This is a genomic window from Mycobacterium sp. NGS68, from assembly GCF_059812195.1.
In genome coordinates, this window is sequence record NZ_JCALCE010000010.1 from 1 (window position 1) to 12,200 (window position 12,200).

A 12,200-nucleotide genomic window follows, 5' to 3' on the forward strand; every position below is an offset into this window, starting at 1 on the left:
GACGGACAACCCCTCAGACCTGGGGAATTACGTGACCGCTGACAAAATTAACGACTCTCACCGCTTGTGGACCAATTCCCGGGGTCCGGCCATTCGGGCCTGCCAAGGCCCTTGGGAGGCCCTCGGTTCGGATCCGGATTTCTCGGCCCTCACCGTTCGTGAGTGGATTGAGCACCACATCGAGCAACTGACCTGAGTGGGCGAGTCAGAACTGCCGGTGGCTGGGGCACGCGGACGATGGCGCGGGGTGGGGTGCGTTGTTACCCCAAGACTTGGTCACATCGTGACTCGATGAATGACTGCTGGTGCTGGCCCGCCAAGCCAGATGAGACCTGTATCTTCACGCCTAGATTGGTGCCGGCTCCGTTGATCAAGTTATTGCCTCAGCGGAGGCGACGCTGTGCGCTGAAGGAAAAACAAGATTTCCGTCTTGGACGAGGAAAAAGTGGTCCTGGCCCACGAAGAAGCTATGTGACACATTGACACCATTCTCGAAGGTGACGAGATCGGAAGCGAACGCTGTAGCCGCGTGTGAATCAAGCGTTTCACCGATACAGGTTAGATAGTCGTCAACCGTTTCTGGATAATCCACGGTGGCGGTTTGATCGTACGGTATGACAAGACACCCATTGTTGCGTTCTCGAGTAAGATCGAACTGCGCGCAGCGCATATGGAATCGATGTCCCGCCAGACGGCGGAGAACCCTTCCATCGTAACTGTCGTCCCACGCGTCGCTGGTCTTGATCAAAAAAACCTGCGCTACTTCGTAGAGGCTGCGCGCTGCGGCGTGGTGCCGCGATAGTGAAGCACCATAGCCGGCTGTAGCCAATATGGAATGACCGTCAAGCACGGAGCAAAACACCGGAATGCCGAACCTGTTCTCGAGTTCAAACAAGGTTACGTTCTGGCGAGACTCCTTCTTGATGCGCTCAATCAAGTCGCGCAGATCGGGCGGCAGAGTCGCTTGATCAACGACTCGCAGCGCCGCGCTCTTGCGAGCCAGGAAAACGTCGGTCAGCAACCGCGAAACAGCATCTCTTTCCACACACTCCAGCAGGCCGTGAATCACCGCCTCGGCGCGAGTGGATCCAATGGCGATGCCGGAGTTTGACGAATATCGTGCCAGGTGCCGATAGTCGAACTTGTCTCGAAAATTGCGGATTTCTCCGGACGCTAAGCCCTCAACGTAAGAGGGGGTCGATAGCCCCAGGGGGTAGAGCGTGGCCGATGGAGTGGTAACTCCCGTATAGACGCGGAAGGGCATACGTGCGTCCGGTGACGCCTCAATGAGCGTTAGCGGGAGGCAGCTCGTAAGAAGGGGGTGGTCTCGACAAAAGTCAGGAGCACGCTCATAGACGAGATTAGAGGGATCGCAGGTCTCGAATGTGCTCCAATAGTGCTCGGCCGCCTCAAACATGGCGCCCGCAAAGCTTGAGAATTTGTCGCCTTTACCGTGCCCACACGCAAGGACGCGACCAGAGTCGTCGAACAAGGTGCACTTGGCGGTGTGTACTACCTCGCCTCGCTCGGATACTGACCACCGTATTCCCGCCGACCGCAATACGTCTTCAATTAGGGATAAAGCCGCTTCGAGTTCCAGACTTCTCTCAATTGGCCGGGTCATCGACGCATCGGCTAGGTGCGCCTAGTCGGGGTTTCCAGCGGGCCCTTTAGGCGGCTCAGCTATGGCTGACTGCCCCATAGCTTCCACCCGGTCATAGAGGTCATCGATGGCGCGGACCAGCGATTTTTCTCCCTCGGTAAGCTCGACGCCAGCCTCCACCTGGTAACGGAGAGATTTTCCCATGGTGCTGTTTCCCCTCGATCTGTTGGTTTGCCGAACAGTCTGTTCATAACGAACATATGCGGCTACCTGCAAGACAGTACAGGGATTCCGGGTCCATTCGCCGCTGCCCGATGACGTCATCGCCGCAGCGATGCTGTCGAGTCGTCACCGGCTTTCCTTCTGGGACGCCATGGTCGTCCGCAGTGCCGCCGGATTGCGTTGCGACACTTTGTGGACCGAGGACCTCAACGAGGGCCAGGTCATCGAAGGGGTACGGCTGAGCAATCCGCTCACAGGCGGATAGCGTCGAACGCGTTCGTCGCTTTTGCGCCGCAACCACCCCGGTCCGAGGAAATGCGGCCCTATTTCCCGCGATAGATTGCTCTCCATGAGCGAAGACAGAGTCCGTGTGCGGATCGCCGACAACGGGGTGGCAACGGCGACGATGGTGCGCGCCGACAAGCACAATGCGCTCGACCAGGCGATGTTCGAAGGCTTGGTGGATGCCGCGGAGCGGCTGGCAGGTGATACATCGGTCCGCGCGGTCGTTCTGCATGGCGAGGGCAAGAGCTTCTGCTCGGGTTTGGACGTGGCCAGTTTCATGGGCGGCGAACGGGGCACGGGCGTTCTGTTAACCCGGGACCCGGACCGGCCGGCGAACCTCGCTCAGCGCGTGAGCTACGACTGGTCGTTGGTACCGGTGCCGGTCATCGCCGCGATCCATGGCAACTGCTTCGGCGGCGGCCTGCAAATTGCGCTCGGCGCCGACATCCGGATCGCCGCGCCGGACGCGAAGCTGAGCATCATGGAGATCAAGTGGGGACTTGTTCCCGACATGGGCATCACGCAGACACTGCCGAGACTCCTACCGATCGACGTCGCGAAAGAGCTGACGTTCACTGGCCGCATTGTTTCCGGCAGCGAGGGTGCCGAGCTCGGCTTGGTCACTCGGACGGCCGCGGATCCGCTGTCCGCGGCGCTGGCGCTCGCCGGCGAGATCGCACAGAAGTCACCGGATGCCATCCGTGCTGCGAAGCGCCTGTACAACGAAACCTGGGTCAGCAACGACCCCGCCGCTGCTCTTACGCGCGAATCAGTTCTGCAAACCGGGCTGATCGGCTCGCCCAATCAGATCGCCGCCGTGGTCGCTGGAATGTCCGGGGAGCGGCCGGTTTTCGCCGACCCGGCTTAGCGTGTCGGATCCCGGGGCGGCGTCGAGCGCAAGACCGCGCCGCCCGAATAACCGACGCCGACCTATGGCCAAGTTACTTGGCTGGTCGTGCGAGATCCCGACGGCGCTGACGCCTGCGCTCGCGCAGGTATTCCACCCACCTGGCCGTCCGCACTGACTCGCTCGAAGCCCGAGCAGCGCTGACTTTCGCTTCGCGTAGACGCTGAGCCGCGACCGCCACATCGTCGACGGCAATCGGTTCGCGGCACTCCAATTCGAATGCGCGCTGACGACACTCCCGTGCCCGCGCCTCCGCACGGTCAAGCGCCGAGCTGAAGTGGCTCACGCCTCAACGCTACGCGGGAATGCGAGACGACCCGACCGTCGCAACCCAGCGCCAGCGTCACCTGCGACCTCGTTGGGCCAGTCGGTGCTCGGGTAGATTGCGCGCAGTCGATAAGTAGCTTCTGCGAGGGCATGGGAGTGGCTCATGATCGGCATCGAGATCGGGATGTCCGTCGCCCGGCAGATCCGCAAGTTCGACACGCGCATTGCGGATGCGGCGACCGTCGAGGCGGCCACCTACCTGGCGTACCTGAAGGGCCGGATGCTCGCGTCTGTGGCGCTGGGCACGCCGCAGCCGGCATCGAATTTCCTGCTGCAGTACGAGGAGGAATTCGGCGGCATCAGCTCGCAGCAATGACGCAAGGACGGCACTCCTGCCTGTGGCCGTTAGCGATGCCGCCCCGACCCACCGCCCGAACCGCCGGTCCCTCCGTGCCATGATCCCGAGCCTTGGCGGTGCTCTGAGTGGCTGTTCGTGCCGTCTCGGTCGTGCGCGCCGGGGTTGTGGTCGGGGGAGGGGATGCAATTACCGTTGACGTTGACGTACCCGTTGCAGGCCGACGCCACGGGCGCTGGTCCGTACAGCAGTAGACCTGCCCCTAGTGCCGCTGCGCCCAGTACAGCTTTCTTCATGGTCCCCTCCTCACCGTGGGGGCGATCCGTCCCCGGAGTGGGAGCGTAGTTCGGCGTGGGTCTTCGCGGAGCAATTTGTTCAACGTCGCCCGTTAGTTATCGGGACCCGGCGGCGTAGCTAACTTCCGGGGCAGATGATCCGCAAGAAATCCACTGACGCGTGCCCGCCAGGACTAGGCCCCCCGCTCAGCACTCGCGGACGCCGCCTGGCGCCCTCCACACGAACAATTCACGCTAGTCTCGCGTGCGGGGCGGGGTGCCGCAGTTTGCTCGGAGGGATTTGGACATGCGAATCGTCAAGGTGGTCGTGCTCGTTGCGGCAGCCGTCATCGTCGGCTCAAACGGTGTCGCCGCGGCCGCACCGAAGGATTACTGCGCCGACCTCAAGGGCGGCAATAGCGGTAAGACGTGTGAGATCCAGCTCTCCGACCCCGGGTACAAGGTCGACATCAGCATCCCGCTCGACTACCCCGACCAGAAGTCGGTCGCCGAATACATCTCCCAAACGCGCGACGGGTTCCTCAACACCGCCAAGTCGGGCGCGCCCCGCAGTGCACCGTATGAGCTGACCATCAAGCCGACGGAGTACAACTCGGCGATTCCCCCGCGCGGCACGCAGACTGTGGCCTTCAAGGTCTTCCAAAACGTCGGCGGCGCGCATCCGCAGACGACGTTCAAGGCGTTCAACTGGGACCAGACCTATCGCAAGGCGATCACCTGGACGGCCGCATCGGACGACAAAGAGCACACGCCGTTGTGGCGGGTCGATGATCCGCTGAAGACCGTCGGGCCGGTGGTGCAGGCTGAGCTGCAGAAGCAGCTGGCCCCAGCGCCGCCGCCCGCCCAACCGGGACAGTCTCCTGCGGCCACGCCGACGCCCGCGCCGCCATTGCCGATCGCACCCGGAGCGCTGTACAACGCTGCCAACTACCAGAATTTCGCCGTGGTCAACGACGGGGTGATCTTCTTCTTCGACCAAGGCGCGCTGCTGCCCGACTCATACGGGGCGTTGCAGGTCCTGGCTCCCCGGTCGGCAATCGACCCGATGCTCGCGTAAAGCTCCCACACCCGCTGTGCTGATCCGCACGGTGGACCTGTCGCTGGGGACACGCATGCGGGAACGCGATGCGTCGCACGCGCTCGTCGGCGTCCGGTCGATCGCGATTCTCACCGTCGGCGCGGACGTCGGCCTTGCGTGGCCACATCCGTCAGGCATCCGGCGCGGGGGTGTGGGGGCGTATGCCGGCGGGCCGACCGGACGCGCTTGCGGAGTCACGTGCAGGCGCAGCGTGCGTCCGCCGATCCGGACCTCGCCGCCGTCGAACCAGCGCTCCAGTCGCCGGGGGGCGAGCCGCGCCCAGGCTCGCTGGTACACGTCGCGCATATAGACACCTCCGCTGGAGCCTCGGTCGAAGATGAACACCTCGTCGCCGATGCGTCGGATTTCGGCGTCGACGCGTCCCATCCGCCCGCAGCGGTCCTCGATGTCGAGCAGGCGGTGTCCGCGTCGCACGTCGTCTGCGCCAAGGGAACCGCGGCCGATGACGCAGTCTCCGTCGATCTCGAGCCAGCGGTTGTCGTCGAGGACGGCGACGCATCGAAGCGACTTGGCGATCGGCCCCGTCCGCGGCACCGGGCGCGTCACGGCGGCCGGCCGCGCCCACTGAGCATCGTTCGCGGGCGTCGGCGTAGCAGGCAACGCCGCGGGCGCCACTGGCGCTGCGGCTTCGCTGAGGCCGACGCGGGCGTGCAGCCGCTTCAGCGGCCGCGGCGCCCACCAGTTGAGGTCGCCGGCGACGCGCAAAAACGCCGGCACCACCACGCCGCGGATCACGGTTGCGTCGATGACGACCGCCAGCGCCGTGCCGATGCCGAACATCTTCATGAAGGACAGGCCGTTGGCGAACGAAAGCAGCGTGATGGTCAGCAGAATCGCAGCGCTGCTGATGATCCGGCCCACCCGACCCAGCCCGACGGTGATGGCGTCGTCGTTCGGCATCCCCGAATCGCGCGCTTCCTTGATCCGACTGAGCAGGAAGATCTCGTAGTCCACCGACAGGCTGAACGCCATCACGCAGAGCAGGACGACCATGCACAGGTTCAACGGCGCCGGAGTGATTCCCAGCAGTGAAGCCAGGTGTCCGTCCTGGAAGATCAACACCATCAGTCCGAGCACGGCGCTGAGCACCAGCAGGTTGAGCACCAGCGCCTTGATCGGCACCACGACGCTGCCGGTGAAGAGGAACAACAACACGAAGGTAAAGACCGCGATCAATCCAATCGCCAGGCCGAGCCTGTCGGAGATCGCGGCGCGGGCGTCGGCGAGGTCGGCGGCCGGACCCCCGACCTCGACCTGTCCGGCAGTGACCTTGGCGCGGATCGCGCGGACGAGATCCTGAGCCGCGTCCGATTGCGGACTGGCCGACAGGTAGACGAACGCGTAGGAGGCGCGGGACTGCGCGCCCCCGGGGCGCGGTCCGGAGATTTGCCTGCCTCGCTCGAACGTGCCGGCCGGACCGTCGACGATGACCACTCCGTCCATCAGCGACACGCTGGCGGCAAGCTTTCGGAGCGCGTCGATGTCGTCGCGGGCCAGCAGCGTGATGCCCTGCGACGGGTTGACGGCGTAGTCGTTGCGCAGCGACTCGGTCAGCAACCGGGCATTCGAATCGGTCGGCAACGCCCGTTCGTCGGGCGTGGACAGCTGCACGGACAGGAAGGGAATGCCGAGCGCCAGCAACGCCGCGACGACCGGCAGGCCACACCGCAGAGGCCGGCGAGTGACGATCTGAGCGCAGCGCCGCCAGAACTGGGAGTCCGCCGAAAGCGGCACCTTGCGGCGTACCACGGCAAGCGAATCGACGCGTTCCCCGAGCAGAGCCAACAACGCGGGCAGCACCACAATCGCGCTGAACGCCGACAGCAGGACCACCACGCTCGCCGCGATTCCGACGGATCGCAGGAAGTAGGCAGGAAAGACCAGTAGGCCGGTCATCGCCAGACAGACCGTCGCGGCGCTGAAGACGATCGTGCGGCCGGCGGTGGTCACGGTCGCGATGATGGCCGAGTGATGGTCCTTGCCGCCGTCGCGCTCCTCGCGGAATCGTGACACCATCAGCAACCCGAAATCGATGGATAAGCCCAGGCCGAACGCGGTCGCGACAGTCAGCGCGTGGACGGAGACGTCGGTGACCTTGGCCATGACCAGTAACACCAGCATCGTGGTGACGATCGACGTGATCCCGACGGCCAGCGGTAGGAACGCGGCGACGAGTCCGCCGAAAACGAGAATCAGCACGGCAAGCGTGACGGGCAGCGCGACGGCTTCGCCGGACGCGACATCGTCGCTGACCCGGTCGCGGACGTCTTCCTGTAGCCCAAGACTGCCGCCGGCGCGCACGGTGACATCGGGGTCGTGAGCGCGCAGCCTGTTCACGATCCGGGTAGTGGCGGCTGCGGCTTCCTCATCGGTACCGCCGACGTGGATCAGGATCAGGCCGGATCGTCCGTCGCGGCTGCGCAGATCGGCGGCCGCAGCGTCGGTGAAAGATCTGATCACCTTGGCTGACGCTTCACTTTCGACGAGTCGGCGAACCCGGTCCCCGGCCGCCACGACACTGCGATCCTGCACCGTGCCGTCGCGTGCGATCACCTGCAGCACCAGGTTCGAGGTGGCACCAAAATTTCGATCGAGGTAGTCATCAGTCCGCGCCGATTCCGACGCCGGATCCATGTACCCGTTGACGCCCAGCTTCCCAGAGATCGAGGCTCCGAACACGATGCTGATGCCGAGCAGGCCCACGACCGCCGCCAGGACCAGCTTTGGCCGCCGGACCGCGAAGACGGCCAGTCGCGTCAACATGCGCGGAAGTGTGTCGTGCCGGCCTTGGAGATTTCTAAAAGGACGGGTCAGTGGCGACCGGGCATGCGGCGGACCACGCCGTCGTCGAGCATCTGTTGGAAGTGCTCGGTGATGGTGTCTTCGACGGGCCGGTAGGTCAGTCCCAGCTCGTCTCGGCTGCGGCTGTTGTCGAATGCCAGCGGGTAACCCACGTTGCGGTCGACGAACTTTCGCGTCAGCCCGACGAGGGGCGCGACGGCCTTCACGAGCACTTTCGGTGTCGTCGTCCTCGGGAACGGGTAGAACGGGCCGAACCCGCGGCGCAGGATCTTGCCGATCTGCAGCAGCGTCAGCGAATCCGCGTTGACGATGTAGCGGTCGTGGGCCTCGGGGGTGAAGCCGGCGCGCAGATGGGCGTCGGCGACATCACGCACGTCCACCACGCCCATGGTCAACTCGGGAGCGCCGGTCAGCAGGGTGCCGTCGGTGAACTGCTTCATCGTGCTGAGGCTGGCCGAGTCGCTGGCGCTGGTCAGCGAAGGACCGAGCACCAGCCCGGGGTGGATGGTGACCATGTCCCAGCGCTGCTGCGCCTTCTGGTAGCGCCAGGCCTCCTGCTCGGCGACCGTCTTGGAATACGGATACGGCTGGTGGTCGACGCTGCTCGTGGTGTTCCAGTGCTCCTCGGTGAAGACGCCGCCGGGGACATCCCGAGTCTCGCGGTTGTCGCCGTAGATCGCGACCACGCTGCTGGTCAGCACCACGCGCTTGACGCTCTGGGTGCGGTTGACCGAATCCAGCACGTTGCGGGTGCCCTCCAGCGCCGGGCGGACCAGCGCCTCCTGCGCATCCTTGAACCCGGACAGCAGAAACGGTGAGGCGGTGTGCATGACGAGCTCGCATCCCGCCATCGCCTCGTCGAAGCTGCCGGTATCGAGCAGGTCGGCCTTGAACAGCGTGAGCCGGCCGGGGTGGTCGTCGGAGAGCTTGTGCAGGTGCTCGAGTCCGGAGGCCTTTTGCGGGTTGCGCACCGTGCCGTGCACGGTGCGTCCCGCTTCGAGAAGGGACCGGACGATCCAGCTGCCGATGTAGCCGCTGGCACCCGTCACGAGCACCGGGGCGTCTGGGTCGATCGCCGTCGATCCGGTCATGTGGGGTCCTCTCTGGTGGGCTCGCGGGTCAGCGACTGACTGGCCGGCCTCCCGTAGCGTATGCGGACGTCGTGGACTGCGTTCGTCAACCCAACACCGGGAATCGCCGTTCGCGGGCCAGGCGGTCGAGAGCGTTCTGCATCACCGAGCGAACGTAGGAGTCGACCTGTCCGACGTCCGGATTCCTACCGAACCGGGCGACAACGTCGATGGGCTCAAGCACTTGATAGACGATCTTGCTGGGCAGCGGAAAATTGGCTGGGAAAAACGTCGTCAAACCGAACGGCAAACCGACCGTGAGGGGCAGGATATCGAGCTGAATCTTGTGCAGGCCCAACCCCTTTGCCAGTCGATCGCCGCGGGTCAGGAATAGCTGCGTTTGCTGCGCGCCGATCGACACGGCGGGCACGATCGGCACGCCGGTTTCGATGGCGATCCTGGCGTACCCGGTCCGACCGTTGAAGTCGATGACGTTGGCGCTCAGCGTCGGCCGGTACGCGTCATAGTCCCCCCCGGGATAAACCAGCACCACTGCCCCGGAGCGCAATGCCTTGACCGCGTTTTCCGGATTGGCATGGACGGTGCCGATCCGGCTTAGGTAACCACGCAACGGCGTGAAGAATACGCCGTAGTGGGCGAGGATATAGAGCGCCCGGTCGTATCCGAACGCGTCGTAGAAGGCTGGGCCGAACACGAGCGGATCAGGGGTCAGCGCGCCGCCAGAATGGTTGGATACCACCAGCGCCCCGCCGGCGCTTGGGATGAATTCCAAGCCCCGCACCTCGGCCCGGAACCAACGGTTGATGATCGGCGCGACCAGTTTCTTCGCCTGCGCGATGAACGCGGGATCCCACTTGGCAAGCTCGGTATTCTCAATGTCGTTATGGCTCATGACTTTCCCTGCATTGACTGGAACTCCTGACGCGCCACGATCACCGGGACCTTCGCCCTGTTCACCACCGCCGCCCCGACCGATCCCAGCAACGTGCCACTGATCCGGCCGCAGCCGTGGCTACCGACGACAAGCAATTGCGCACGTTTGGACGCCTCGATCAACCAACGCCCCGGATCGCCGATTTCGATTCTGCGGTGGATTGCGACGTCGGGATATCGCTCGTGCCAACCCGCCAACCGTTGGGCGAGCGTCTCCTCCTCCTCGGACAGCCGAGCGTCCCACTCGGCGTCCTGGAACGACGCCCGCGAGCCGGAGGCCGACGGGTCCATCCAGACGTGCAGCGCCACAAGGCCGACACCGCGTCGAGAGGCCTCCTCGAATGCGATGGCGGTCGCCGCTTCGGATGCCGTTGAGCCGTCGATACCCACCAGCACAGGTCGTGTGCGGACGCCGCCGATCGCGGTCTCGCCGTCGCGGATCACGGCGACCGGGCAATGCGCGTGGTAAACCAACGCCGAACTCACCGAGCCCAGGACGCCGGTGGCTAGCGGGCCGCCATGTCCCCGGTAGCCGACCACGACCATCTCCACTGTGTGGGAGAGGCCGACGAGCGTCGGGACGATGGCCGAACGCAACACCTCGCTGTCGATCTGCACCGGACCGTTCTCGCCAGCGCTTTCCTCAGCAGCCTCGATGGCAGCCTCAATAGCCGCGTCGAGGCAGTCGCGTGCCCGCTGTTGCTGCCTTCGCCTGACGGCCGCCGCGGTGACCTCCAACCACTCCGGTAGGGAAGCATCCACGACATGGACCAGGGCCAGCGGCACATTCCGCAACACCGCGTCGCGGGCCGCCCACCGGACAGCGCCCAGTGCCGCCGCCGAGCCGTCGACGCCTACCAGAATCGCGCCACGCGGTGGTTGCCACATTGCAGTGCCTTTCGGATGGGCAATTGGCTCATCGGCAGGATGGCCCAGAACGGCCGCGACTGCCAGGGCCGAAGAGCTTCAGGCCTAGGGGCCAAAGTCATCGAGCGGCCAAAGTCATCGAAGCGCCCAAGCCGTGTTCGCTAAGTGAGATGCTCGGCCCGGGTGAATGGCGGCATCGGCGAGGGACCAAACGCAACGACGGGAGAGGGTGACCGATGGAGTGTCGCGGGGCGGTATTGCGCGGTGCCGGCAAGAGCTGGGAGATCTGCCGGATCGAGCTGGACCCGCCGCGCGCCGGGGAGGTGCTGGTGCGGATGGCGGTCGCGGGGATCTGCCACTCCGACGATCACTACGCGACGGGCGACGGCGTCGCCGGGCAGCGCCTGACGGCGATCCTTCAGACGCAGGGGATTCCGGTGCCGGACCTGTATCCGATGCTGGGCGGGCACGAGGGCGCCGGCATCGTCTCCGAGGTAGGGCCCGGCGTGCGATCGGTGCAACCCGGTGACCGGGTGGCGACCTCGTTCATCCCCGCCTGCGGGTCCTGCCGGTGGTGCTCGTCCGGCCTGAGTTTCCTCTGCGATCTCGGAGCCGGCACAGTCGCGAAAGCGATGACGACCGACGGCACCCCCCGCCGTCACCTGGGCGCCGAGCACCTGACCGCGATGACCCAACTGGGCACGTTCGCCGAATACGTGGTGGCCGCGGAATCGTCGGTGATCAAGATCGACCACGACATCCCGTTCCACGCGGGATCGCTGGTGTCCTGTGGGGTCACCACCGGCTGGGGTTCGGCGACGGTCGGGGCGGGCACCGAGGTCGGCGACACCGTCGTTGTGATCGGGGTCGGCGGTGTCGGGATGAACGCGTTGCAGGGGGCCCGCAGCGTGGGGGCCAAGTACGTGGTTGCCGTGGATCCCGTTGCCTTCAAACGTGATTCGGCGCCACTCTTCGGCGCCACCCACACCGTTTCGTCCATCGAGGACGCCGCGCCGCTGGTGCGGGACCTGACCCATGGCGTGATGGCGGACCGGGTGGTGCTGACTCCCGGTGTCATGCCGTTAGATCTGCTGTCGCCGGCGATGATGCTGACGCGCAAGGGCGGCACCTGCGTGCTCACCGGGCTCGGCCAATACGACGAAGTACCGGTGCCGCTGGTGCTCAACGACATGGTGTTGTCGGCCAAGCAGCTCAAGGGTGTGCTGGGCGGCGGCATGAATCCCCGCGCCAGCACGCCGATGCTGCTGTCCATGTATCGGGAGGGCAGGCTGAAACTCGACGAGCTCGTCACCCGTCGCTATCGCCTCGAACAGATCAACGAGGCGTTCGACGACATGCGGCAGGGCCGAAACATCCGCGGGCTGATCGACTTTCGGGACCCGGTGAAGCCCAGGGAATAAACACGGAATAAACCGGGGCCGGTTCGCGGTTGCTGGTCGCTATAGCTCGTCA

At 65.1% G+C, this 12,200-nt stretch carries 10 protein-coding genes; 5 read left to right on the forward strand and 5 right to left on the reverse strand.

Features of this window, described 5'->3' with window-relative positions:
* Positions 1-196, forward strand: a 196-nt coding sequence (locus AC5Y5V_RS12930; protein WP_499935364.1) for a hypothetical protein, incomplete at its 5' end; no start/stop codon positions are given.
* A 174-nt stretch (positions 197-370) separates the two neighbouring features.
* Here AC5Y5V_RS12930 and AC5Y5V_RS12935 read toward each other — a convergent pair.
* On the reverse strand, positions 371-1,624 hold the full coding sequence (locus AC5Y5V_RS12935) for a YcaO-like family protein (protein ID WP_499935366.1): 1,254 nt from the start codon (positions 1,622-1,624) through the stop codon (positions 371-373).
* A 550-nt stretch (positions 1,625-2,174) separates the two neighbouring features.
* Here AC5Y5V_RS12935 and AC5Y5V_RS12940 point away from each other — a divergent pair.
* From AC5Y5V_RS12940 to AC5Y5V_RS12950, 3 genes are all read left to right on the forward strand, one after another.
* Positions 2,175-2,978: a crotonase/enoyl-CoA hydratase family protein gene (locus AC5Y5V_RS12940; RefSeq protein WP_499935368.1), complete on the forward strand. Its 804-nt coding sequence runs from the start codon at positions 2,175-2,177 to the stop codon at positions 2,976-2,978.
* Between the two features lie 469 nt (positions 2,979-3,447).
* Positions 3,448-3,660, forward strand: coding sequence for a hypothetical protein (locus AC5Y5V_RS12945; protein WP_499935370.1), 213 nt, complete (start codon positions 3,448-3,450; stop codon positions 3,658-3,660).
* Between the two features lie 561 nt (positions 3,661-4,221).
* Entirely contained in the window at positions 4,222-4,992 is a 771-nt protein-coding gene (locus tag AC5Y5V_RS12950; protein WP_499935372.1) for an esterase, read from the forward strand.
* Here the strand turns inward: AC5Y5V_RS12950 and AC5Y5V_RS12955 are convergent.
* The 4 genes from AC5Y5V_RS12955 to AC5Y5V_RS12970 all read right to left on the reverse strand — a co-directional run bounded on the left by AC5Y5V_RS12955 (position 4,933) and on the right by AC5Y5V_RS12970 (position 10,748).
* Positions 4,933-7,797: an MMPL family transporter gene (locus AC5Y5V_RS12955; protein WP_499935374.1), complete on the reverse strand. Its 2,865-nt coding sequence runs from the start codon at positions 7,795-7,797 to the stop codon at positions 4,933-4,935. The two genes, AC5Y5V_RS12950 and AC5Y5V_RS12955, sit on opposite strands and share 60 nt — an antisense overlap.
* A 47-nt stretch (positions 7,798-7,844) precedes the next feature.
* The gene (locus AC5Y5V_RS12960; protein WP_499935376.1) at positions 7,845-8,927 is read right to left on the reverse strand and encodes an SDR family oxidoreductase; all 1,083 of its coding nucleotides are present in this window, start codon (positions 8,925-8,927) and stop codon (positions 7,845-7,847) included.
* 85 nt (positions 8,928-9,012) lie between these two features.
* A complete protein-coding gene (locus AC5Y5V_RS12965; RefSeq protein WP_499935378.1) occupies positions 9,013-9,819 on the reverse strand; it encodes a lysophospholipid acyltransferase family protein in 807 nt (268 codons plus the stop codon).
* On the reverse strand, positions 9,816-10,748 hold the full coding sequence (locus tag AC5Y5V_RS12970; protein WP_499935380.1) for a universal stress protein: 933 nt from the start codon (positions 10,746-10,748) through the stop codon (positions 9,816-9,818). Before AC5Y5V_RS12970 ends, AC5Y5V_RS12965 begins: the two co-directional genes overlap by 4 nt.
* Before the next feature lie 215 nt (positions 10,749-10,963).
* Here AC5Y5V_RS12970 and AC5Y5V_RS12975 point away from each other — a divergent pair, with 215 nt between their 5' ends.
* A complete protein-coding gene (locus AC5Y5V_RS12975; RefSeq protein ID WP_499935383.1) occupies positions 10,964-12,148 on the forward strand; it encodes an NDMA-dependent alcohol dehydrogenase in 1,185 nt (394 codons plus the stop codon).
* Positions 12,149-12,200: the final 52 nt, after the last annotated feature.